Origin of the sequence: Bombilactobacillus bombi, assembly GCF_013607485.1 — a bacterium.
GTDB classification, from domain to species: domain Bacteria; phylum Bacillota; class Bacilli; order Lactobacillales; family Lactobacillaceae; genus Bombilactobacillus; species Bombilactobacillus bombi_A.
The window spans coordinates 16051-40182 of record NZ_SCHP01000004.1 but is presented as its reverse complement, the minus strand read 5'-3'; the positions used below and the strand labels follow the sequence as shown (position 1 = coordinate 40182).

Annotated in this window: 22 protein-coding genes; 6 read left to right on the top strand and 16 right to left on the bottom strand. The window is 37.5% G+C overall.

Features of this window, described 5'->3' with window-relative positions:
- Window positions 1-277: 277 nt before the first annotated feature.
- The 16 genes from EQ827_RS02045 to EQ827_RS09225 form a co-directional block, all read right to left on the bottom strand.
- Window positions 278-1063, bottom strand: a complete 786-nt coding sequence (locus tag EQ827_RS02045) for a glucose 1-dehydrogenase (protein WP_181189314.1) — start codon at window positions 1061-1063, stop codon at window positions 278-280.
- 145 nt (window positions 1064-1208) lie between these two features.
- Window positions 1209-2612: a Fe-S cluster assembly protein SufB gene (sufB, locus tag EQ827_RS02040; RefSeq protein WP_181189313.1), complete on the bottom strand. Its 1404-nt coding sequence runs from the start codon at window positions 2610-2612 to the stop codon at window positions 1209-1211.
- The gene (gene sufU, locus EQ827_RS02035) at window positions 2599-3036 is read right to left on the bottom strand and encodes a Fe-S cluster assembly sulfur transfer protein SufU (protein ID WP_181189312.1); all 438 of its coding nucleotides are present in this window, start codon (window positions 3034-3036) and stop codon (window positions 2599-2601) included. Before sufU ends, sufB begins: the two co-directional genes overlap by 14 nt.
- A complete protein-coding gene (locus EQ827_RS02030) occupies window positions 3033-4208 on the bottom strand; it encodes an aminotransferase class V-fold PLP-dependent enzyme (protein WP_181189311.1) in 1176 nt (391 codons plus the stop codon). The genes sufU and EQ827_RS02030 overlap by 4 nt, the downstream gene beginning before the upstream one ends.
- 3 nt (window positions 4209-4211) lie before the next feature.
- Window positions 4212-5327, bottom strand: a complete 1116-nt coding sequence (locus EQ827_RS02025; protein ID WP_181189310.1) for a SufD family Fe-S cluster assembly protein — start codon at window positions 5325-5327, stop codon at window positions 4212-4214.
- On the bottom strand, window positions 5320-6072 hold the full coding sequence (sufC, locus tag EQ827_RS02020; RefSeq protein ID WP_181189309.1) for a Fe-S cluster assembly ATPase SufC: 753 nt from the start codon (window positions 6070-6072) through the stop codon (window positions 5320-5322). Before sufC ends, EQ827_RS02025 begins: the two co-directional genes overlap by 8 nt.
- A gap of 18 nt (window positions 6073-6090) precedes the next feature.
- Entirely contained in the window at window positions 6091-6678 is a 588-nt protein-coding gene (nrdG, locus tag EQ827_RS02015) for an anaerobic ribonucleoside-triphosphate reductase activating protein (protein ID WP_181189308.1), read from the bottom strand.
- Window positions 6671-8839 carry an anaerobic ribonucleoside-triphosphate reductase gene (nrdD, locus tag EQ827_RS02010; protein WP_181189307.1) on the bottom strand — a complete coding sequence of 723 codons (2169 nt, stop codon included), beginning with the start codon at window positions 8837-8839 and terminating at the stop codon, window positions 6671-6673. The genes nrdG and nrdD overlap by 8 nt, the downstream gene beginning before the upstream one ends.
- A 236-nt stretch (window positions 8840-9075) precedes the next feature.
- A complete protein-coding gene (locus EQ827_RS02005) occupies window positions 9076-9621 on the bottom strand; it encodes an NADPH-dependent FMN reductase (RefSeq protein ID WP_181189306.1) in 546 nt (181 codons plus the stop codon).
- 14 nt (window positions 9622-9635) lie between these two features.
- The gene (locus tag EQ827_RS02000; protein WP_181189305.1) at window positions 9636-12080 is read right to left on the bottom strand and encodes an NAD(P)H-dependent oxidoreductase; all 2445 of its coding nucleotides are present in this window, start codon (window positions 12078-12080) and stop codon (window positions 9636-9638) included.
- 196 nt (window positions 12081-12276) lie between these two features.
- Window positions 12277-12930, bottom strand: a complete 654-nt coding sequence (locus EQ827_RS01995; RefSeq protein WP_181189304.1) for an amino acid ABC transporter permease — start codon at window positions 12928-12930, stop codon at window positions 12277-12279.
- Window positions 12931-12943: 13 nt separating this feature from the next.
- Complete coding sequence (locus EQ827_RS01990; protein ID WP_181189303.1) at window positions 12944-13582, bottom strand: amino acid ABC transporter permease; 639 nt, start codon at window positions 13580-13582, stop codon at window positions 12944-12946.
- Window positions 13579-14394 (bottom strand): glutamate ABC transporter substrate-binding protein, encoded by an 816-nt coding sequence (locus EQ827_RS01985; protein ID WP_181189302.1) that lies wholly within the window; start codon window positions 14392-14394, stop codon window positions 13579-13581. The genes EQ827_RS01990 and EQ827_RS01985 overlap by 4 nt, the downstream gene beginning before the upstream one ends.
- Before the next feature lie 11 nt (window positions 14395-14405).
- On the bottom strand, window positions 14406-15143 hold the full coding sequence (locus tag EQ827_RS01980; RefSeq protein WP_309109322.1) for an amino acid ABC transporter ATP-binding protein: 738 nt from the start codon (window positions 15141-15143) through the stop codon (window positions 14406-14408).
- Window positions 15144-15290: 147 nt separating this feature from the next.
- Window positions 15291-16106 carry a transporter substrate-binding domain-containing protein gene (locus EQ827_RS01975; RefSeq protein ID WP_181189301.1) on the bottom strand — a complete coding sequence of 272 codons (816 nt, stop codon included), beginning with the start codon at window positions 16104-16106 and terminating at the stop codon, window positions 15291-15293.
- Window positions 16107-16175: 69 nt separating this feature from the next.
- Complete coding sequence (locus EQ827_RS09225) at window positions 16176-16373, bottom strand: DUF6056 family protein (protein WP_373563503.1); 198 nt, start codon at window positions 16371-16373, stop codon at window positions 16176-16178.
- A gap of 96 nt (window positions 16374-16469) precedes the next feature.
- On the opposite strand from EQ827_RS09225, the gene EQ827_RS01970 reads away from it, so the two are divergent.
- The 6 genes from EQ827_RS01970 to EQ827_RS01945 all read left to right on the top strand — a co-directional run bounded on the left by EQ827_RS01970 (window position 16470) and on the right by EQ827_RS01945 (window position 24131).
- Window positions 16470-17912, top strand: a complete 1443-nt coding sequence (locus tag EQ827_RS01970) for an APC family permease (protein WP_181189300.1) — start codon at window positions 16470-16472, stop codon at window positions 17910-17912.
- Window positions 17913-17998: 86 nt separating this feature from the next.
- Window positions 17999-19255, top strand: coding sequence for a GTPase HflX (gene hflX / locus EQ827_RS01965; protein WP_181189299.1), 1257 nt, complete (start codon window positions 17999-18001; stop codon window positions 19253-19255).
- 108 nt (window positions 19256-19363) lie between these two features.
- Window positions 19364-21010: a peptide ABC transporter substrate-binding protein gene (locus EQ827_RS01960; protein ID WP_181189298.1), complete on the top strand. Its 1647-nt coding sequence runs from the start codon at window positions 19364-19366 to the stop codon at window positions 21008-21010.
- Window positions 21011-21087: 77 nt separating this feature from the next.
- A complete protein-coding gene (gene opp3b, locus EQ827_RS01955) occupies window positions 21088-22020 on the top strand; it encodes an oligopeptide ABC transporter permease (protein WP_181189297.1) in 933 nt (310 codons plus the stop codon).
- Window positions 22021-22022: 2 nt separating this feature from the next.
- A complete protein-coding gene (locus EQ827_RS01950; protein WP_181189296.1) occupies window positions 22023-23042 on the top strand; it encodes an ABC transporter permease in 1020 nt (339 codons plus the stop codon).
- 12 nt (window positions 23043-23054) lie between these two features.
- Complete coding sequence (locus tag EQ827_RS01945) at window positions 23055-24131, top strand: ABC transporter ATP-binding protein (protein ID WP_181189295.1); 1077 nt, start codon at window positions 23055-23057, stop codon at window positions 24129-24131.
- Window position 24132 lies beyond the last annotated feature (1 nt).

Here is a 24132-nt window from a genome sequence, read left to right as displayed (position 1 = left end):
TTTATATGTATTATTCAATCTTATCAAGATTCATCAACAGTGGAAATTTAGAATTATATATCACTTACGCTTATAATTTATTTACTATAAGTTCAAAGTCTATTTTTTCATTATAATAGCCGCTAATTGGTTGTAACATCCAGATAAACTATGCTTTTTATTTGGTTTAAAAATGCCTATATTCCCTTTGAATAAAAAAGAATCAAGACGCTAAATATCGCCTCAGTTCTCATATAAATAATAAAATTCAAATTTACTTAATTAAAAATGCTCGTTATTATCCCTTACCTTCAGCAAATGAAGGATATAAAGTCATTCCCCCATCAACAAAAATCGTTTCTCCTGTGACATAGCTAGATTCTTGGGATGCGAGCCATGCAGCAGCGGCCGCTACTTCCTGTGTTTTGCCGATACGAGCCATTGGAATTAAATCAATAGTCTCTTGTTGACTAGTAGCATCCGCTAACTTTTCCGCATTAATCGGGGTATCAATTGCACCAGGGGCAATGGCATTAACCCTAATCTTTCTTTTAGAATATTCTAAGGCAATTGTTTTGGTAAACATCTTTGCACCACTTTTAGAAACGGCATAATTTGTAAATCCAGGCCAGGGAATCCGTTCATGTACTGAAGAAATATTAATGACATTGCCATACTGATTATTTTTGAGAAAGTGCCGAATGGCAGCCATTGAACCCAAAAAGAGTCCATTAAGATTAATATCAATGACTTTTTGCCATTCATTTAATGACATTCTTTCAGTAGGTTGATAATTTTCAACGCCAGCATTATTAACCCACAAGTCTAAACGCCCAAATTCATGCAAAGCTGTCCGTAACAGGGATTGGACGTCATCTTCTAGCGAAACATCGCCCTGTTGGGCAATAGCTTGACCTCCCTGGTCTTGAATATAATTAATCACTTCTTGGGCTTCTTCACTATTGGAATGATAATTAACAACTACTTGCATACCTTCTTTAGCAAGACGTTCTGCAATTGAGCGACCAATTCCTCGTGAACTTCCAGTAATCACAGCAACTTTGCCTTGAAGATCCTGATACATGATTTTTATCTCACTTTCAAATTCAGCATATAACAAAAAGTATTACAATAATTAAAAATCGTTATATCTCAATCTTATTATTTAATGTAAAAGTAAGTTCCAAATTTAATATACTTTTCCATTTTCTACTATTAAATATCTATTGCTAACCAATACTACCTTCCATTTGAAATTGAATAAGGCGATTTAATTCAACCGCATATTCCATTGGTAATTGCTTAGTAAAAGGCTCCAAAAATCCCATAACAATTAATTGAGTAGCGGTTGCTTCATCAATTCCACGACTTTGCAGATAATACAACTGCTCTTCTGAAACTTTCGATACTCGGGCTTCGTGTTCAATTGTTCCATCACTAGTAGCAATTTCATTTACTGGGAAAGTATCACTGGAACTTTTATTATCCATTAAAATGGTATCACACTCAACATGCGCTTGAGCTTGGGCAGCTGTGGAAGCATATTTAATTAAACCGCGATAATCAGCACGACCCCCGTCATGACAAATAGATTTGGAAACAATTGAACTACGCGTTTGCGGTGCTAGATGAATCATCTTGGCTCCAGTATCTTGATGCATATTTTCTCCAGCAGCAGCAATGGACAACATGGACCCGCTAGAGCCTTCCCCAGCCAAATAAATACTAGGATATTTCATAGTAACCTTTGAGCCTAAATTACCATCAACCCATTCCATTGTACTATGAGCTTGGGCTTGAGCCCGTTTAGTTTCTAGACTATAAACGTTAGTTGACCAATTTTGAATAGTTGTATAGCGGCAATAGCCCCCCTTTTTAACAAAAACTTCAACCACCGCTGCATGCAAACTATCCTCAGAATAATTAGGCGCCGTACAGCCTTCTACATAGTTAACACTGCCACCTTCATCAACAATAATTAAGGTGCGCTCAAATTGCCCCGTCCGCCCAGCATTAATACGAAAATAACTTTGAATTGGGACATCAGCATGCACATTTTTGGGCACATATAAAAAAGTCCCACCTGACCAAACTGCCGTATTTAAGGCAGCAAATTTATTATCATCAGCTGAAACCAACTTACCAAAGTATTGCCGTACTAGCTCTGAATGATTTTGGAGAGCAGTATCCGTGTCCATAAAAATAATGCCTTGTGCTTCTAAATCATGTTTTAAATTACGATAAACAGCTTCAGATTCATATTGTGCAGCAGAACCGGCCAAATATTGCCGCTCAGCCTCAGGAACTCCAAGCCGTTCAAAGGTTTGCTTAATAGTGGCTGGCACTTCATCCCATTTACGTGCCACATGGTCAGTAGCTCTTTGAAAATATTTAATATGATCCAAATCAATATTAGATAAATTTGGTCCATAACTAGGCAAAGGCTTTTGCAAATAAATTTGATAAGCTTTCAGACGCAATCCCAGCATCCACGCAGGTTCATGTTTAGCTTGAGAGATTTGTTTAATGGTCGCTTCATTAATACCAACACCTGTCGAAAAAAGTGGCTGAAAATTATCACTAGTGCCACGTTCATTATTATTTCTAACTGCGGGTATTTCAGACTTTTCCATGTTGGGCCTCCTCAATAATTGCCTGCAGTGCATGCCAAGCTAAAGCAGCACAGCGGACACGCGTCGGAAATTGCTGCAAGTTACTAAAAACTATAGCATCCCCTAATTTCTTGGAAGCTGACAATTTCCCCATAATTAATTGTTGAAAATCACTAATAGACTGGTGAATAGCAGCTAAATCTTGCGCAATCACAATATCAGTCATCATACTGGCAGATGCCTGACTGATGATACAGCCTTCCCCTTTAAAACTCACTTGCTGCAAGATCTGATCATTAATCTGTGCAAATACAACAATCGTATCGCCACAATCAGGATTATGTAAAACTTGCTGGTAATTATAGTCATCAAGTATACCAAAATGATGGGGGTGATGCGCATGCTCTAAAATAATTCGTTGATATAACTGGCGTACATCTATCATGATAAAATCTCCTTTACTGCCAGAATCGCTTGTAATAAACGTTGAATGTCTTGTTTTTGATTCGTAAAAGCAAGACTAGCGCGCACTACACTTTCCACACCTAAAGTCCGCATTAAGGGCTGAGCACATTGATGACCCGCTCGAACTGCTACTCCAAAAGTATCAAGAATTGTCGCAACATCATGGGCATGAATGGTATCCAGATTAAAACTGACAACACCAATATGATCCTCAGGCCTTTGAGATCCATAAACCTGAATACCACCAATTTCTAGCAAGCCTGTTAGCAATTGCTGCATCAATAGCTGCTCTTGTTGTTTAATTTTGGCAAACCCAATTTGCTCTAAATAACTAATTGCCGCTCCCAAGCCTAAAACTCCTGCAATATTAGGTGTTCCCGCCTCAAATTTTTGCGGTGCCGGCAAAAAAGTCGCTCCTTGATAATTTACTTGTTCAATCATTTCACCGCCAAAACTAGTAGGCTGCATTTGCCGTAATAATGCTGCTCGGCCATAAAGCACCCCAACGCCTGTGGGGCCAAACATTTTATGACCTGAAAAAGCTAGAAAATCTGCTTGTAATTGTTGAACAGCAATTGGCAAATGCGCAACTGCTTGAGCTGCATCAACTACTAAAATAGCCCCCACAGCATGAACACGTGGAGCAATTTTGGCGATCTCAAGATAATTACCTAAAACATTCGACAATAAGGTTAAACTTACAATTTTTGTATGCGAATTTAATAAACTGAACAATTGGGCTTGGTCTAAGTTTCCAGCAACATTAATACCAATAAAACGCAACTTAGCACCGGTTAAACGGGCTAATTGCTGCCAAGGAACCAAATTTGAATGATGTTCAAGAACACTAACTAGAATTTCATCACCAGCCTGTAAGTGTGACAGCCCATAGCCAAAAGCAACTAAATTTAAAGCAGCGGTTGCCCCCGCTGTAAAAATAATTTCTTGCTCCGAGGCTGCCTTGATAAAATGAGCGACTTGTACACGGACAGATTCATATTGTTGCGTTACTTGGGCACTTAGCTGATACATTCCCCGATGTACATTGACTTTTTGCTGTTCATAATATTGTTCAAGAGCTTTAATAACTTCTGGTGGCGTCGGACTTGTCGCGGCATTATCTAAATAGGCTGTACTACCATAATTTGTCACTTTTTAGACCTCAGTACTTGCTTGAATAAAATATTGTAAAACTTCCTGCTGGAGCGATCGATCTATATCCTTAAAAATTGGATTAATAAAATTTAAAACTAAAATTTGCTGTGCTTGCGCCATCGTTAGACCACGGCTCAATAAGTAATATAATTGTTCTTCATTATAGCGCCCCACACTAGCAGCGTGCCCCGCCTGGACATCATTTTCATCAATTAATAAAAGTGGATTAACACTGCCCAGAGCTTGTTTGCCAAGAGTCATCAATCGGCTTTCTTGGGTAACATTAGCGCCATGAGCGCCATGAGCAATTTTACCGATACTTGTAAAATTAATTTGGGAATTATCCATTAAAACGCCACGCATATTAATATGACTAGTGGTATGGGGTGCCTGATGGTTGATACACCCCTGTAAATTTACAGTAGTATCTTTTCCCGCAATACGCAAAACGTTCAGCTCAGCTTGACTGCCAGCTGCTTTTAAATCAATATCTGCTTGTCCTAACATTTGCCCACGATTGTGGGGAATAAGTGTCCAAGCACACTGGCTGTCGGCACTAGCGGTTAAATTCCCTATAAAAGACAAATTTAGAGTTTGAAGACTTTGCCAAACATTGGTCAATCTTATATGACTATTATTAGCAATTTCACCAGCAACTACCACACTAACATGTTGCACCCGGGATCCATAACTGCATTGTATCTGTAAAGATAGCTGACTATTTTGTCCCACATGCAACAATAATGTTAGGGTACTATTAATTGATTCTTCAATAGTAACAAACAATTTTAAGGGTGCTGTAATAGTCACATTATCTGGTATAAAAATTTCTAATCCCATCAAAGAATGTTGAAAGTGTTCTACCAAGAACCGATTCTGACTGTTATTAATCACCAGATTCATCAATAAGTCACAATTTGTCTGCTCATTTAAGCGTTGAATGCGGCCTCCGGCCTGCTGAATTTGAGCTAAAGTTGCCTTACTAGCCTGCCAGTGCCAACTAGTCTGCGTTAAAGCTGGCAATTCAAAAATTTTTGGTTGATAATGAAGGCCCAAATATTGCGGCCAAGAGGCGTTCGCTACTAATTTTTGCGTTAATGTCTGTAATTCATTCATGATTTGATTCCTTGAGCAAATGCTCATATCCGGTCTGTTCTAATTCTTGAGCCAATTGAAAACCGCCAGTTTTCACAATTTTTCCGTCTATCATGATATGCACAACATCTGGCACTACATAATTCAATAAGCGTTGATAATGAGTGACCATTAAACAACTAAACTGGCAACTGCGCATTGCATTAATACCCTTAGCCACAACTTGTAAAGCGTCAATATCTAATCCGGAATCGATTTCGTCTAAAATAGCAAGTTGCGGCTGCAACATTAACATTTGTAAAATTTCATTGCGCTTTTTTTCGCCGCCCGAAAAATCCGCATTTAGTCCTCGTTCTGCGTAAGCCTCCGGAATACTTAAAAATTGCATTTGCTGTTGTAAGTCCTGCAAAAATGGTAGAACGGCCACCGCTTTTTCTTGTGCACGCGCATTTAAAGCAGAATGAATAAAATCAGCGTTAGATATCCCGGGAACTTCCGGGGGATACTGCATAGCTAAAAACAATCCCGAGCGGGCCCGCTCATCAACTGTCATTTGAGTCAAATCTTGGCCATTAAACAAAATATTGCCACCGATAATCTGATAACGTGGATTGCCCATAATTACTTCTGATAAAGTTGATTTTCCAGTGCCATTTGGTCCCATTAAAGCATGAATTTCTCCGGCTTTAATCTCTAAATTAACACCCTTTAAAATTAAAGTATCATTGACTGCTACTTGTAAGTTTTGAATTTGTAAACTTGCCAATATTTTTTCTCCTGCGCTCTACTTCAGCAACTTATCCCAAATGACTACTTTATTTTGGGATAAAGATTTACGCACATCGATAATTCTTTGATTTGCACTGCCGCGAAACTGAAGCGTTAGGTCCTTTTGGGCTTCCAAAAATCGACCATCAACTAAAATATCTAAATAACTTAATAATTTTAATTTATCATAAGATTCCTGCATTAATTCTTCAAAAGTGTAGCCGCTCCAAGACCAAATATCTTTAGCATGGCCAAATTCTTGGCGTACTCGATGTACAAGCTGTAAGCAAACTTGCGTATTTAAAAATGGCTCCCCGCCTAATAAAGTCAAACCTTGAACATAACTTTGTGACAAATCTTTAATAATCTGATCTTCTAGTTCTTGACTATAAGGTCGCCCATAATGAAAATTTTGCGCAGCCCGATTGTAACATCCCGGACAATTAAACAAACATCCCGAAACATATAGACTACAACGGACTCCTTCGCCGTCCACCATATTAAACGGTTTGTAATCTGCAATATATTGCAAACTATGATCTTGGGCCAACCATTCTTGGGGCTGCGGATTTTTGGGAAGTAAGACTCTGTGAGGTTTATTCATGATTTAAATCACCTAAACGCATATTTTTTACTCGCGAAGCTATTTCTTGATGACGCCCGTGAACCATAGGCCGAATCATCGGATTGCCCAAATAACCGCAAGTCCTTTTAACCACATCACAAGTCTTTGGATTGCGATTTTTGCATTGTGGGCATTCAAATCCGCGCGCTGTGGCCTTAAAATCACCATCAAAGCCGCATTCATAGCAATGATCAATTGAGGCATTTGTTCCCAAATAACCAACGTGATCATAAGCCCATGTCCACACAGCATCCAAAGCCGCTGGATTTTGCTTCAAATTAGGATACTCACAATAATGAATAAAGCCACCTGAAGCATATTTAGGATAATCTTCTTCAAAGGCTAATTTTTCAAAAGGAGTCGGATTCTTACGCACATCATAATGAAAGCTATTAGTATAATATTCTTTAGCTGTAATATCTTTAATACGACCAAATTTAGCAATATCATCTTCACAAAAAGTATCAGTCAATGATTCAGCTGGCGTGGAATAAACACTGAAATGATAACCGTATTCTTGTTCCCAAGACAGACAGTGATCATGTAAATACTTCACAATGGCCACTGTAAAATCATGGGCCGCTTGATTATGCTCCCAGTTAGGTCCATAGAATCGAGTCCCTACTTCATACAAGCCAATATAACCTAAAGAAATTGTTGCACGGCTATTTTTAAATAACTCATCAACGGATTCATCTTCGGCTAAGCGTTTACCAAAAGCTCCATTTTGATAAAGAATGGGAGCGTTTTGTGGTTTGGCCTGTTTGCAGCGTTCAATTCGAAATAGCAGGGCTTTTTTCGTTAATTGGAGGCGATCCTCCAAAATTTCCCAAAATACTTCCTGATTACCTTGAGATTCTAAAGCAATCCGTGGCAGATTAATAGTGACCACTCCAAGATTCATTCGTCCACTATTGACTTCGTGCCCATTTTCATCTTTCCAACCCTGCAAAAAACTGCGACAGCCCATGGGTGCTTTAAAGCTTCCCGTTAGCTCAATAATCTTGTCATACATTAAAATATCGGGATACATCCGCTTGGTTGCACATTCAACGGCTAATTGTTTGATATCATAATTGGGATCGGAGGGATATAAATTTAAGCCTCGTTTTAAAGTAAAAATTAACTTGGGAAAAATAGCTGTACGATGCTGCTTTCCTAGTCCCTGAATGCGGACTCGCAAGATTGCCTTTTGTATTTCCCGTTCAATCCAACTAGTACCTAATCCAAAGCCAACCGTTGTAAAGGGTGTTTGGCCATTAGAAGAAAAGAGAGTATTAACTTCGTATTCCAAAGCCTGCATTGCATCATAAATATCTTTTTTAGTTTTGGTACGAGCAAATTCTTCTTGCTTTTCAGGAACAATCCATTTTTTAGCATCGGCTAAATGTTTGGAGTAATTAAGTTGCGCATACGGAGCTAGAAGTTCATCGGCACGGTCAGCTGAACAGCCTCCATACTGACTAGAAGCTACATTAGCGATAATTTGCGACATTTGCGCGGTGGCAGTTTGAATTGACTTAGGTGGCTCCACTTCAGCATTTCCAATCTTAAATCCTTGAGACAGCATACTTTTAAAATCAATTAAGCAACAATTTGTCATCGCCGTCAGCGGTGAATAATCCAGATCATGAAAATGAATATCACCACGTAAATGAGCCTTGGCCACTGTTTGAGGCATCATAGTTAAGCCCATGGATTTACCGACCATCCCCGCAGTTAAATCTCGACGAGTACTAAAAACATTGCTGTCTTTATTAGCATTTTCGTGAACAACCGTCTCACTATGCTGAAATAATTGCTTTAGTTTATATTTAGGATCAATGGCCTGGTGCCATTTCTGTTCATCTTGTTGGCGATAAGTATCATATTCAACTAATAAATCGGTCTGATGCAATTCTTTTAAAACTTGACGAAAAATTTCTCTAATTTTTGAACTTGTTAAAGTCATATTGGTACTATTCAATTTTGAAAAAATCGCATTTTTAATACTTTGACGTAAATTTATATCTTTAGTTAAAAAATCTACCACTAAAGAAACTTTATAACTGCGAAAAGGAACTTTTTCACCGTCTGTTTTAATTACTTGTTTAGTTTTCAATGATTTTTGCGAATCAATTAGTGGAGCAGTACTTGTCATCAAAACTCTCCTCCTACCTTAAGCTTTTTTCTAATGTTAAGCTTAACGCACCCGCAAGAATAAATAAAGAGGAAAAACACAAGATAAGCGATTATAAATGATATCAAACACAACTTATAGTATCCAAAAAAGTAGCTGGAACAATATTTGCTCCAGCTACTTCTATTATTTTAATAAACAAAATTAATTGTAAAGCTCTAATTAGAGTTAAATCCTAATATATATCTGAATTGCAATTATTTGTGAAAATGTTGAATATAGTCAACAAAATCATGAAAACAATTTTCTAATTTTTGTTCTTCAATTTTTTCAGTTAAATTACCCGCTTTATCAAAAGCTTGAGCAGTATTACCTAACAGAAATTCATTGCCCGGCAAAACATAGGCATCAATTTCTGGACAGACTAAAATCTGCCGTAATTGCAATTGGGCTCTAGAAGCCCCCTGTGTACCATATGAAGCTCCCACTACCATAACTGGTTTAGCTGCAAAGGGATGCACTTTGTAAGACATCCATTCTAAAAGACTCTTTAAAGCCGCTGGGATGGCATGATCATATTCCGGTGTGCTAATAATTACACCATCAGCTGCTGCAATTTTCTTTTCTATCTCTATTAATTGCGGATAATTATTCAAATCATCATCTTCACAAAAAGCAGGTAAATCGGTTAATTCACAAATTTCAATATCAGCTTGTTCTGCAAATTTTTTTTGAATATATTTTAAAAGAATCCGGTTATAAGAAAAATCCGCGTTGGTACCAACTATCGCAAATAACTTCATCTCAATTCGCTCCCTTACTTTGCCTTACTTAAAGCATCTTTAACTGCCTCTTTAAGAGCAGTGCTGGTTCTAGTTGCTCCCGATACTGCATCCACATCATAGGTGTTTTTGGTAACCATTTCTTGAGGCAAAGTTTTTAAAGCTTCCTTGCTGACATCTTCACTTTCACTTTGCTTTAGAACCTCAACTTGCTCTAAATTCTGTTGCTCATCTAACGTAACCCGGACGACAATTTCATCACCCATACCAGCATTACTTGTTCCTAAATATTGGTTATCGGTCGTAGAGTAGGCTTCTTCTTTTTGTAAATCACTGCCCAAATTTTTTACAGTGTCAGTAGCTGCTTGTTGCATCACTCCCGCAGACTGCAAATCAGATTTTACTTGAGCAGCATTTTGGCCCGCAATTTTACCAGAAATTAAGCAATCTGCAAGATTACCCCCGCCAGCATATTGGTTAGCAAATGGCGCTCCCAATTCACCAGCTTCATATAAATGGGCAATAGGCTGACCCTCTGGATTTAAGACCTGACAGTGCGAATTACGCCGAGCTCCGCCTTGAGTATTTAACATATTTTGCCGCATTAAAATAGCATAATATGGTCCTTGTTCACTAAATGGTGTCATCGTCTCTGGGGAGCGATGATAAGCATAATCTGTCCCTGCTTGAGCAAAGTGGTTAAAATCATTAATAGTTTGCTGCAAATTATCTGGATTAGTACTGATTTTGGCAGCTAATTGGGCAATAGTATCAGCCTGCACCGCAAATTTTAAAATATCCGGATATCCAGCTGGATTATCCTTATCGGCTTGAATTTTATCAAATTGCTTTTGATCAAAGATTACTGCAGGGTGAACTTGGGATAGCGGTACGCGCCAGAAACCATGATTATAAATATGACCGTGACGGTTAATTTCATCTTCTTTAAAGTAGCGCGTAGCGTCGTCACCAACTGCAAGAATGCTGCCAGTAAATAAAGCCGGCCAAAAAATATTGGTAGCGTATTGGCTTCTTACTCCTTGTGGCTGTTGAGGTGATAAACCATGCAGCTGGCCTAAAGATTCATAACTGCGCATGTGCCACAAATCTGCTCCCACTTCTAAAGCCATTTTGACGCCGGCACCTTTATTATAAGTAGTGCCAATTGGTGATAAATAAGGTTCTTGTAAATAATCTTCAATCATTTGTTGATTATTTTCAAAACCACCAGTTGCTAAAACTACACCATTTTGAGCTTGAATATTACGTACGACATGCTCATGTTCAGTTTGCACGCCAATCACGGCCTTCGTAACTGGATCTTGAAGTAAATGACGCGCTGGTGAACTAAACCAAACATCAATTTTGTCAGCTCGATCAATGACTTTCTGCCGTAAAATTTTCCAAAGGGCAGCATCTGCAATACCTTCGTGAACAGTTGTCATATCAGCACTTTGGACACCTTCAAATTCAGGATATTCTTCAGTAACGGCGCTTAAATCTGATTGGGACCATTGTTTACGAATACTAAAGGGTTCAACATTCAAATATTTTTTAACATAATCATTCATTTGAACGAGGCCTTCAACAAAGGTGCTTAAAACTTCGTCATCAATGCCAATAGGAGCGGCCATTTGCTTATAGTAGGCCTTAAGATTATCAAAATTATCACCAGAAGCGATTAATTGGTGTGAAACCCGGGTGTTTCCGCCTTCATATCCTTCAGGTGCCGCATCAACTAGCAAGACATGTGCCCCTTCATCGGCAGCAAAACGGGCAGCTGTAGCGCCTGCCCCCCCAAATCCTAAAACTACAACATCATAACTTGCATCCCAATTAATAGTAGAAGACTTTTCACTTAGTTTAGAAGCGTCTACTTCACTAATAGTCTTAGCTAAATCAGTCGTAGCTTTAGACGAAGATAACTTCTCATCAATCAATTGGTTGGCATTTACAAAGTTAATAAATGCTGTAATACATTGTTCCAAAAAAGATACAGTTTTTTCATTGGCAATATTGCCCTCGGCATCAAAAGCAGTTTTTGCATTACCTAATAAGAACTCATTTCCAGGTAAAACATGCGGATTAACGCCAGGTGAATCTAATATTTGCCGTAAATGAACTTGCGCACGGCTTGATCCTTGTGGATGATAGGAAGCACCTACAATCATCAATGATTTATTGGTCAAAGGATGAATACGATAAGAAAGCCACTCAATCACACTTTTTAAAGGTGAAGGCACAGAATGATTATGTTCTGGGGTACTGATAATAACCCCATCTGCCGCTTCAATTTTTTCAGCCAAGGCAGTAACACTTTTAGGATCTGCCGCAGGATGATTTTCATTAAATAGCGGTATATCCCGAATATCACACACTTCGAGATCAAATTGGTTGGAAAAATGTTTTTTAATGTATTGTAATAACATTCTATTATATGATTTATGGGCATTAGTACCCACAATTCCGATAAGTTTCAAAATGTAAAATCCTCCTCTATTTTATGCAATCGCTAACAAAAATATTATAAACTACCTAACAATTTTGTGAACAATATCATTTTACCTAAAAAAACTTATGATTTCTAGAAATAATCGTTAATTAATTTTAAATAATTAAAAAAAACACCCTATAATTGTTAATTTTAAACTAACAATTATAGGGTGTTTTATCATATTAGGCTAATTTTTTATCAATATGGTTCCCAAGCAAGGATAAACTGAAGCAGACAATAAAGTATAAAACGGCTAGAGCTGCAAACATCGGCAAAATATAATTAGCATTTTGTCCATAAATTACCTGCGCATGCTGCATCAATTCTGGAACAACAATAATAGTTGCTAAAGAAGTGTCCTTAATTAAAGATACAAATTGACTAATTAAGGCTGGAATCATTTTCTTATATGCTTGCGGCAAAATAATATAACGTAATGATTGTAAAAATGTCATACCCACTGACCGAGCACCTTCTGTTTGCCCAATATCTACCGCATTCAATCCAGAGCGAACAATTTCAGCAATCATTGTTGATTCAAAAATTGTCATCGCCATAATTGCTGCGGGAATAGTTTCGGGCTTAAACCCAAAATTAGGCAATCCAAAATACGTAAAGAAAATAATCAACAGTAGCGGCAAATTACGAATCAAGTCAATAATAAAACCAAAAATAGCAGAAACATATTTAATTTTAGAATAGCGAATGATTCCTAAAATGGAACCAAATATGAAACTTAAAATGACTGAAATGACTGAAATATAAACTGTCACTCCTAGGCCCATTAATAAAAAGCGTATATTCATCCAAGAATAAGCTTGAATCCAATTTTGCAATATTCACACCTCCTTAGGCAACCTTTTTTTCGAGATAACGCATGTAATAACTTAACGGCAAAGTCACAATTAAATACATAATACCTACAGCAAAATAACTATTAATTGTATCAAAAGTTGCCGACGCAATAGAATTAGCTTGGTACATCAAGTCAAATCCGGCTACAAAAGCTAATACCGAAGAATTTTTTACTAAATTAATAAATTGATTGCCTAATGGAGGAATAACAATTTTAAAGGCCTGCGGTAAAATAATCTGCCGCATTGATTGCCAGTAGGTCATTCCTACTGAGCGTGCTCCCTCCATTTGTCCGGGATCAACTGATTGAATACCCGAACGAACTGTTTCGGCGATAAATGCTGATGTATAAAGTGTTAAACCAATAGTTCCTGCGGTAAAACCATTAATTTTAACAAAATAAAGTGGTATTACTAAATAAAAGAACATTGTGATAACTAATAAGGGAATATTCCGAAAAATTTCAACATAAGCACGGCCTAGCACCCGGGCATATTTATTCGGGAGTACTTCCATAATAGCAAATAAGGAACCAATTATTAAACTAAAAAACAACGCTAAGACGCTCGACAACACAGTCCAGCCTAATCCAATTAACAACTGGTGCCCATAATGAGTAATAATATTAATCATTTGCGATACAACTCCTTATAGTTAAATCCCGGCACATTTCCAAACCATTTTTTAATCAGCTGATTATATTCACCATTTTGCTGCATCTGATCAATGGCTTTATTAACAGCTTCAATAAAGTCTTTTTGATTTTTATTAACTGCAATTCCATAAGGCTCTTTGGTAAACGTTCCCCCAACTACCTTATAGCCAGGATTTTGCACTGCTAATCCATACAAAATCCCATTATCAGTTGTTAAAGCTTCCCCTTGGCCGGATTTTAAGGCATTCATTGCTTGCGCGTAATCCTGCAATTCAATCACTTTCGCTTTTGGAGAAGCCTTTTTAATATTTTGAACGGAATTCGCACCAACTACTCCAATGACAGTATGTCCATTTAAATGATAAGCATCTTTAATCGAAGAATTATTGGGCACCAAAAGCGACTGACCAGCATCAAAATATGATTTTGAAAAATCTAATACCTTTTGTCTTTCTGGTGTAATAGTCATAGTGGCCACTACAGCATCAACATTTCCATTTTTAAGTAGTGGTGTCCGCGATTGGGAAGTAACTGTAACAAAGGTAGCTTTTCCCTTAGGGCCTAAAATATGTTTTGTCAAATGGCGTGCCATATCCACGTCAAAGCCTTTTTGCTGGCCATCACGAACATCAATCAACCCAAATAAACTCACATCACCTTTTACACCCCAAGTAATTGTATTAGTCTGGTGCGCATTTTCTAAAACTGACTGTTGTGAGAGGCTTTTAGTACATCCAACCAAAATTAAGACACTTAACAGTAAGGAGAAAAGTCCCAACTTTCTTTTCATAACTATTCCCCCTAATGAGTAATAATCTTACTCAAGAATTGTTGAGCACGTTCTGTCTTTGGCTGTTTAAAGAAGGCTTCTTTTTGATCATCTTCAACAATTTGGCCTGCATCCATAAAAATAACTCGATTGGCAACTTCTTTTGCAAAGCCCATCTCATGAGTAACAATCAAAGAAGTCATATCACTTGCCGAAGTAACTCGCTTAATAACCTGCAAAACATCGTCAATCATTTCCGGATCTAGCGCTGAAGTAGGTTCGTCGAATAACAGTAGGCGCGGTTTCATCGCTAAAGAACGTGCAATGGCTACCCGCTGTTTTTGTCCCCCGGAAATTTGTGAAGGCATATTATTGGCTTTATCTTTTAATCCTACCATGTCTAAGAGTTTCAAGGCTTGCTCACGATTTGCGTCTTCAGACATTTTTAAAACAATCCGCGGAGCCAACATAATATTTTCTAATACTGATTTATTAGCGTATAAATTAAAATGTTGAAATACCATGCCAACATCCCGCCGCAAAATATCAAAATTTGTTTTAGGTGAAGACAAGTCGTGATTATTCACAATCAATTGGCCACTTTGAATACGTTCCAAACCGTTAACTGTTCTTACTAAAGTACTTTTACCTGATCCTGAGGGACCAATCAAAACTACAGTCTCACCCTTATCAATTTCCAAATTAATATCTGTCAAAGCATGAAAATGTCCATAGTATTTTTGGACATCATGGAATTCAATCATTGACATATTCATCGCCCCTTAGGTTTAGTTAATTTACATTTTATACTTAAATATTAATATTAGGCAATTTTTTTAATAAATTTAGCCTATAAATTATTAAAAAAAGAGATTATCTTTAATCTCTTTAGATACAACGTACACCTCAGAATCCGCTTAATACCTATATAAAGCCCGATAATTAAATCCAGGAACATTTTTAAACCATTTTTTAATTAATTGGTTATATTCTCCATTATGTTCCATTTCTCGTAATGCCTTATTAAGGGCACGTACAAAATCCTTTTGATTCTTATTTACCGCTATACCATAGGGCTCATACGTAAAAGTCCCAGACAGCACACGATAACCGGGGTTTTGGACAGCCAAGCCGTACAAAATACTATTATCAGTTGTTAGAGCTTCACCTTGGCCAGATTTCAAGGCATTCATAGCTTGGGCATAATCTTGCAATTCTAAGACGCGAGCCTTTGGTGATATTTTTTTAATATTTTGAGCAGAACTGGCTCCTACAACCCCAATAACAGTATGACCATTTAAATGATGAGCATCCTTAATCTTGGAATTCTTAGGGACTAATAATGACTGTCCCGCGTCAAAATAAGATTTAGAAAAATCAACTACCTTTTTACGTTCCGGTGTAATATTCATAGTTGCAATCATTGCATCAACATTACCATTCTTTAACAATGGCGTCCGCGATTGAGAAGTTACCGTCAAAAACTTTGCTTGTCCCTTTGCACCTAAAATATGTTTCGTCAAATGGCGCGCCATATCCACATCAAAACCCTTTTGTTGTCCATCTTTCACATCAATTAACCCAAAAAGCTTAACATCTCCCTTAACGCCCCAAGTAATAGTATTACTCTGGCGAGCATTTTCCAAAACTGACTGTTGTGCCAAGCTTTTACCGCAACCTGTTAAAGTTAACAAACTAAACAATAAAAAAAGAAAGACTGTCTTGTTTTTCATTAAAACCCAAACTCCTTAATTTTATTGTTTTTTATTTTACACTCCTTAATTCATATTACAAAATTTTAATTAAAAAGTAATCTTTTTCAAACCAGGGAAATATTGATAATAGCCTTTATTCATCCAATAATTAGGATCAGAAGAGATATCGCCAAGGCCGGTATTGACCGCATATTTAGTTTGCGGCCAATAATTCAATTTACTGATACGGACATACTTATGTCCATTATTAACTTGTTTTTGGATATATTCATAACAATGATTTATTGTAGCAAATTTTTTATTTTGGATATTTTTTTACGACCCAGCTTGGCGTATAATATTTAACGTTTTGTTATTTCCAAATTTGGGGAGGATTGTCGTATGGATGAACTAAATCCAGATCGCAAAAAATTTATTAGCTGGCCCGTAGTTGCCTTAATGGATTTTGTGACAGTCATTGGCTTTGATGACATTATTTATAACTTTCAAAATCAAGGCTTAGCAGTTGTAACAACCTGGATTTTGATGCTCTTTGTTTTTGTAGTGCCTTACGAAATGATTGTAGGGCATTTAGGCTCCGTCTTTAGTAATGACGGTGGCGGCATGACCTCTTGGGTGCGCCACACTAGTGGTGACTTATGGGGATATATTTGTGCTTGGACTTATTGGGTATCTGGTTTACCTTATATTGTCGATGTGGCCAACTCAATGGTAATTTCTTTTGGGTGGATGATTTATGGTAATAACTCACTTTCAGATAAAATGAGTAACGCCATGTTCGCTCTGCTGACTGCTGTTATCTTTACTGCATTTATTTTTGTAGAACACCGCTTAAAGAATGCCTTACAAATTTTTAGTGTAGTTGGCGGAGGCGCCATGTTTATTATGACAATTTTGTATGTTGTCATGACCGTCGTTTATCTAGGAAAAGGCGGAGCTCCACATACCCAGCCTTTTAATGTACAGTCATTCATACCGCATGTCGATATGAAATATTTAGGCTCCTTTGCCTTAATTATTTTTGCGATGAATGGGTCTGAATTTGCTGCACCTTATGTCACCGAAATGAAAGATGCCAAGCATGATTTTCCTAAGGCAATGTGGATGTTGGCAATTATGACGGGCTTTTTAACCGTGCTAGGATCTTTTGCGCTGGGAATTTTCTTTAATGCGCACCATCTACCTAATGATTTAAAAATGAACGGCTCTTATTATGCCTTTCAAAAAATGGGCGCTGAATTTGGCTGTGGACAATTTTTCTTATATGCCTTTGCGATCACACAGGCCATTTATATGATGGCTCAACTTGCAGTCTTATTAGATGGAGGAACTCGGATGTTTCTGTCTGATACTGCCAAAAAGTACTTGCCAGCTGGTTTAACTAAACTAGACGATCGGGGGTTACCCATTAATGGGTATTGGCTTACCACTGCTATTTGTACCTTTATTATGGTAGCTAGTGCCACTCTTCCCAATATGAATTCTATCTTTAATCAATTGTTAAATCTTAACGGTATTGTGTCACCATATACTACCTGCTTTTTATTCTCCTCATTTATACTTGTTAGACTACACAATGATGATTATCCCACTGACTTTGTATACATTAAAAATAATAAGTTGGCTGTGGCAGTTGGTGCTTGGTGTTTTGCCATCACTTTCTTGTTTGCTACTTTGGGCATTTGGCCAGTAGATGAGAAGCCAGGTACAACCACTTTTTATCATGTTCTAGCTTTAAATATTATTGAACCGCTAGTTATGTTAGTCATTGGGGCCATATTACCAATGATTGCCAAATATCAACGAGAACATCCAAAATTATAGAATTAACAGCAACCGTAAATGGTTGCTTTTTTTGTTAATTAATTGCATATTGCTAATAGAAATAGAATTTTTAAGGAGTAAAACTTTTGGAAGAAAACAATCAAGTTATTATTGCAGGCGTCAGTCATTTACAAGAAGATTTTGACTATTCAATGAATGAATTAGCACAATTGGTCAATGCTAACAACCAAGAAGTAGCTGCTCAAGTCCGGCAAAATATCGATCAAATCAACGGTAAAACTTATTTTGGCTCCGGAAAAGTACAAGAGATTAAGCAACTTGCCCAATATCATAATGTAACTTTAATAATTGTGAATGATGAACTAACTCCCGCTCAAGTTCGCAATTTAGAAAAAGCTACCCAATTGCATTTCTTAGATCGTACCGAACTAATTTTACAAGTGTTTGCTCAAAGAGCGCATAGCCGCCAAGCCCAACTACAAGTCGCAATCGCCCAATTACAGTACCAATTGCCACGAATCCATCCTTCCGGTAATCCCCTCGACCAGCAGCGTGGCCAAGGCGGCTTAGCTAACCGAGGTGCTGGTGAAAGCCAATTAGAATTAAATCGGCGCACCATACGTCAACGTATTACCAAATTAAAGCAAGAACTCCAACACGTGGAAAAAACTTTAACTACACAAAGCACACGCCGCCAAAACTCGCGGTTACCAAAAGTGGCACTGGTCGGCTATACCAATGCCGGTAAGTCAACTACTTTGAATGGTATTTTGGATTTAATTACTGATCATGACAGCAAAAAAGTCTTTGTCAAAGATCAACTCTTTGCCACGTTGGACACTTCCATCCGTAAAATAACGCTGCCACAACAGCCAAGCTTTTTATTATCCGATACGGTTGGTTTTGTCAGCAAGTTACCCCACAACTTAATTGAAGCTTTTAAATCAACCTTAGCAGAAGCTAAAAATGCTGATTTATTAGTGCAAGTTATTGATGCTTCTGATAGTCAGCGCCAACAAATGATGCAGACTACACAGCAAACTTTATTAGAAATTGGTATTACTAATAAGCCTATGCTTTATGCCTATAACAAATCTGATTTAACCCCTAATTATCATGGAGTAGAAGTAGCTGGTAATAACATCTATTATTCTGCCTTGCAGCCCAGCTCTTTGAAAACTTTAATTCAATTAATTTGTCAAAAGCTATTTGATAAATATCAAACGATAAAAGTACTGGTTCCTTTTAATAATTCACAATTAAATCAGTACGTCAATCAACTAACAATCCAAAGTCAGTCATACAACAACGACGGAACCATCTACCATTTACTAGTTAGTCCCACTGATTATTCATATTTAGCTGCATATCAAATTAATTAAGTTAATAAATCTAGGGATGAGCATTAATTTTTTTTAATTTTTCTATTTACTTTTAATGCTGAAAATTGTAAACTATAAGCAATCTTTTAAAGATGAGGAGAGGTTCAAATGAAATTAAATAAGCTCTTAGTCGCTGGAGCTACCGTCTTACTGAGTGCTAGTGCACTTGTAGGTTGTGGGTCTTCGTCATCAAAAGCCCAAGCACCAAAAGATACAGTGCGAATTTCTGAAAAAGATGTTATTGCAACAATGGATTCATCACTGAACACTGATATCATTGGCACGCAAAATTTAACCAACACAATGGAAGGCCTTTATCGCTATAAAGGTAAAGATATCAAGCCTGCCCTTGCCACCAAAGTCGTGCAACCTACTAATAATGGGCTAACTTATACCTTTCCATTAAGAAAAGATGCTAAGTGGAGTAATGGTGATCCAGTTACAGCACAAGACTTTGTCTATGCCTGGAAAAGAACCGTTAATCCGAAGACAAAATCTCAATATGCTTATATCTATGAAGGTATTGCCAATGCCAAAGATATCACTGCCGGCAAAAAACCAGTTGACTCTTTGGGAGTTAAGGCTTTAGATAAGCACACATTCCAAGTTACCCTTGAAAAGCCAATGCCGTACTTTAGCCAGTTGATGGCTTCTGCAACTTTTTACCCACAAAATCCAAAAACAGTTAATAAATGGGGTAAGAAGTATGGTACTAATTCTAAGACTTTAGTCTTCAATGGGCCTTATAAATTAGTTAAATGGAGTAGTGCTAACAATAGTTGGACTGAAATTAAGAATAATGACTATTGGAATGCTAAGGACGTTAAAGTTAAAAAAATTCAATATCAAGTTATAAAAGATGCTTCTACTTCCTTAAATCTCTATCAAGCTAATAAACTAGATCGTGCTTTAATTACTGGTGATACTTCTAAGCAAATGAAGGGCTCTAAAGGCTATGGAATTCAAAAACAGAATTCTACATTTTATATCCAAATGAACCAACAAAAAGATACAATCTTCAAAAATCAAAAAGTGCGTCAGGCACTATCTCTTGCAATTAATCGTGAGCAATTGACTAAAAAAGTTCTCGGCAATGGAACCACTCCTGCTCATTCTTTTACACCTTCTAATATGTCCTTTGATCCGCAGAATAAGAGTAAAGACTTTACTTCTGAAACAGCTAAAACTGGTAAAGCCAATGCAACCTATGATTTAGCCAAGGCTAAGAAACTTTGGAAAGAAGGCTTAGCTGAAACTGGTAACACAGGTAAGAAATTCAACTTTGTCCTCTTAGGGGATGATACTGATATTGCTAAACAACAAAATGAATATCTTCAAAATCAATTAGAAAAATTACCCGGTATGAAAGTTACATTAAATAATGTGCCTTTCAAGAGTCGTCTTTCTCGCTCTGATAATGGTGACTTCGACTTAGTTGTTACTGGATGGAATGCCGATTTTCCAGACCCAATTAATTTCTTAACTCTCTTCACTTCTAATGCAAGCAATAACAAGGGTAAGTGGAATAACCCTGAATATGATTCATTAGTTAATAAGAGTATGACTGAAGATGCTAACAATCCTGCTGCTCGTTGGAAAGATATGGTTGCAGCGCAAAATATTGCTAATGAACAACAAGGTGTAATTCCACTTTATCAAAACGGTGAAGCCTGGATGACACATTCACGGGTAAAAGATTTAGATTATGGACCTTCTGGAAGCTATAACATGGTTTCACTTCGTGTTAAAGATTAATTAAAGCAAGTAATAAAGGCGAAGTTTACACATATAATGAGCTTCGCTTTTATTTTGTTTATAAAGGAGTGGCTACAATGACCAAATATATAATTAAACGTATTTTTTATATGATTTTGACCTTGTTCATCGTTGCCAGTGTGACGTTTTTCATGATGAAAATGATGCCCGGAACTCCCTTTACCAATCAGGATAAACTTTCGGCCGCACAATTAAAAATCATGAATCAACAGTATGGTTTGAATAAACCCATCTGGCAGCAATATTTGATTTATATGGTAAATCTGCTTCATGGCGATTTTGGAACTTCCTTCCAATTTAACAATCAGCCTGTTTCCTCATTAATTATGACGCGCTTACAGCCTTCTATGCTAATTGGTGCTCAGGCTATGATTATTGGTTCCATTTTGGGTATTTTGTTGGGCGCTATTGCTGCCATCAATAAGAATACTTGGATTGATAGTCTAGCAACTTTCGTTTCTATTTTAGGTATCTCGGTACCAAGTTTTGTTTTAGGTGTTTTGTTACAATTTTATCTAGCCTTTAAATGGCACCTTTTCCCAATTGCTCTGTGGAATGGCTGGCAATCAAGTATCTTACCTTCTATTGCCCTTGCTGTATCGCCTTTAGCCCAAATTGCCCGGTTTATGCGGACAGAAATGGTTGATGTCTTAAACAGTGACTATATTGAATTATCTAAAGCCAAAGGTAATACACGCTGGCAAACAGTGGTCAAGCACACCTTGCGTAACTCTTTAATCCCTGTTATTACAATCATCGGACCTTTAACTGCTAACATCTTGACAGGATCGCTGGTTGTAGAAAACATCTTCTCAATCCCAGGAATTGGGGAACAATTTGTTAAGTCCATCATGACTAATGACTACCCTACAATTATGGGACTGACAATTTTCTATTCGGTTATGTTCATGGTTATGTTGCTGATTACTGATATCTTATATAGTATTATTGATCCGCGGATTCGGCTCACAAATAAGGAGGGTAACTAATTATGGCTGATATTAAAATTACTGCTGATAGTTTTAAAAAAATCACCAGCGATCAATCAGAAAATCAAGAAAAGATTAGCGCGCCTTCATTAACATTCTTCCAAGATGCCGTGCGTCGTTTACGAAAAGATAAAGTAGCAGTAGTTTCTTTCTTTGTCTTAATAATTATTATGATTGTGGCTTTTGCAGCACCAGTTTTATCACCCCATGATCCCAATGCTCAAAATCCCGATTATGCTAACTTACCGCCTAGAATTGCTAACACTAACATTCCTGGATTTCGGGGACGCATTAAAAATAGCGCTGGTATTGTTACTAATCCTTATGAAACTAATAATGTTCCCAAAAATCGCACCTATGTTTTAGGAACTGATTATTTAGGAAGAGATTTATTTTCCCGAATTCTTTATGGTACTCGTTTATCACTAATCATTGCCTTTATTGCTACTTTGGTTGACCTAATTATTGGTTTACCGTACGGAATTATTTCAGGTTGGAAAGGCGGAACGGTTGACTTAATTCTGCAACGAATCATCGAAATCATTTCTTCCGTGCCTAACTTAATTGTTGCCATCTTGTTATTGCTAGTTTTAAAGCCTGGATTAACTTCTATTATTTTAGCCATTGCCTTTAGTAGTTGGGTCACCATGGCGCGACTAATCCGAGCTCAAACGCTGCAATTGAAAGAACAAGAATATATTCTTGCTTCTATTACCATTGGAGAATCACCCATGCGGATTGCGCGCAAACACCTTATTCCTAACCTCTCGTCAACAATCATTATTCAAACTATGTTTTCTATTCCAAGTGCCATCTTTTTTGAAGCTTTCTTAAGTTTTATCGGTATTGGTATTCCAGCTCCAAATGCTTCTTTAGGAACTTTACTTTCCGATGGTCAAAAGGCCTTTCGTTTCTTACCTTACCAAATGTGGTATCCGGCTTTGGTATTATGTATTTTGATGATTGCCTTTAACTTGTTTGCTGATGGCTTACGTGATGCGTTTGATCCAAAATCTGAATAGGAGGTTAATCTAATGGCACATGAAATTCTTGAAGTAAAAAATCTCAAAATTAATTTTCAAACTTATGCGGGCACCGTCCAAGCAATCCGCGACGTTAGTTTTAACCTCAAAAAGGGTGAAACTCTCGCAATTGTAGGTGAATCCGGCTCCGGCAAATCCGTTACTACCCGTAGTATTATGGGTCTGTTAGCACCTAACGCTCAAGTCGTTAGCGGTGAAATTAAGTATAAGGGTCAAGATCTGCTTAAAGAAAGTGAAAAACAAATGGATGACCATCGCGGGAATGATATTGCGATGATTTTCCAAGATCCTATGACTTCACTGGATCCAACAATGACTATTGGTAAGCAAGTAGCAGAACCCTTATTAGTTCATGGTAAAATTTCCAAAGAAAAAGCTCTTAAACGCGCACAAGAAGTTTTAGAGTTAGTAGGTATTCCTAACGCCGCTGCGCGGATGAAAGACTACCCTCATCAATTTTCTGGAGGCCAACGCCAACGGATTGTGATTGCCATTGCGATTGTTAATTACCCTGAAATCTTGATTGCTGACGAACCTACAACTGCCCTAGATGTTACAGTGCAAGCCCAAATCATTGATTTAATGCGGGAATTGCAAGAAAAGCTAGAAACTTCGATTATTTTCATCACTCATGATTTAGGAGTAGTGGCAGGAATTGCTGATCGTGTGGCAGTTATGTATGCTGGTAAAATTATCGAATATGGGACTGTCGATGACATCTTTTACAAGCCACAACATCCGTACACATGGGGACTCTTAAGTTCAATGCCTACCCTAGACATTGGCAGCGGCAAATTAGCCTCAATTCCTGGTACCCCGCCGGATCTTTTAGATCCACCTAAGGGAGATGCGTTTGCCCCACGTAATCCTTACGCAATGAAAATTGATACCGAAGCTCAGCCACCATTTTTCAAGGTTAGTCCTACTCATTATGCAGCTACTTGGCTGCTGCACCCAGATGCGCCCAAGGTTGAACCTCCAGCTGCTATTAAGAAACGTTCTGAGGAATACGACCGTTTAATGAAGGCAGGTCAAATTGAAAATCTCGCTGGAGGGAGTTTGAATTAAG

Excerpts from the sequence above, each read along its gene's own strand:
- opp3b (WP_181189297.1), top strand. The coding sequence starts at position 21,088 with ATGACCAAATATATAATTAAACGTATTTTTTATATGATTTTGACCTTG.
- EQ827_RS01950 (WP_181189296.1), top strand. The coding sequence starts at position 22,023 with ATGGCTGATATTAAAATTACTGCTGATAGTTTTAAAAAAATCACCAGC.
- EQ827_RS02005 (WP_181189306.1), bottom strand. The coding sequence starts at position 9,621 with ATGAAGTTATTTGCGATAGTTGGTACCAACGCGGATTTTTCTTATAAC.
- EQ827_RS01945 (WP_181189295.1), top strand. The coding sequence starts at position 23,055 with ATGGCACATGAAATTCTTGAAGTAAAAAATCTCAAAATTAATTTTCAA.
- nrdG (WP_181189308.1), bottom strand. The coding sequence starts at position 6,678 with ATGAATAAACCTCACAGAGTCTTACTTCCCAAAAATCCGCAGCCCCAA.
- EQ827_RS01960 (WP_181189298.1), top strand. The coding sequence starts at position 19,364 with ATGAAATTAAATAAGCTCTTAGTCGCTGGAGCTACCGTCTTACTGAGT.
- EQ827_RS01970 (WP_181189300.1), top strand. The coding sequence starts at position 16,470 with ATGGATGAACTAAATCCAGATCGCAAAAAATTTATTAGCTGGCCCGTA.
- sufB (WP_181189313.1), bottom strand. The coding sequence starts at position 2,612 with ATGGAAAAGTCTGAAATACCCGCAGTTAGAAATAATAATGAACGTGGC.
- sufU (WP_181189312.1), bottom strand. The coding sequence starts at position 3,036 with ATGATAGATGTACGCCAGTTATATCAACGAATTATTTTAGAGCATGCG.
- EQ827_RS01985 (WP_181189302.1), bottom strand. The coding sequence starts at position 14,394 with ATGAAAAGAAAGTTGGGACTTTTCTCCTTACTGTTAAGTGTCTTAATT.
- EQ827_RS02045 (WP_181189314.1), bottom strand. The coding sequence starts at position 1,063 with ATGTATCAGGATCTTCAAGGCAAAGTTGCTGTGATTACTGGAAGTTCA.
- EQ827_RS02025 (WP_181189310.1), bottom strand. The coding sequence starts at position 5,327 with ATGAATGAATTACAGACATTAACGCAAAAATTAGTAGCGAACGCCTCT.
- EQ827_RS01980 (WP_309109322.1), bottom strand. The coding sequence starts at position 15,143 with ATGTCAATGATTGAATTCCATGATGTCCAAAAATACTATGGACATTTT.
- nrdD (WP_181189307.1), bottom strand. The coding sequence starts at position 8,839 with ATGACAAGTACTGCTCCACTAATTGATTCGCAAAAATCATTGAAAACT.
- EQ827_RS01975 (WP_181189301.1), bottom strand. The coding sequence starts at position 16,106 with ATGAAAAACAAGACAGTCTTTCTTTTTTTATTGTTTAGTTTGTTAACT.
- EQ827_RS01990 (WP_181189303.1), bottom strand. The coding sequence starts at position 13,582 with ATGATTAATATTATTACTCATTATGGGCACCAGTTGTTAATTGGATTA.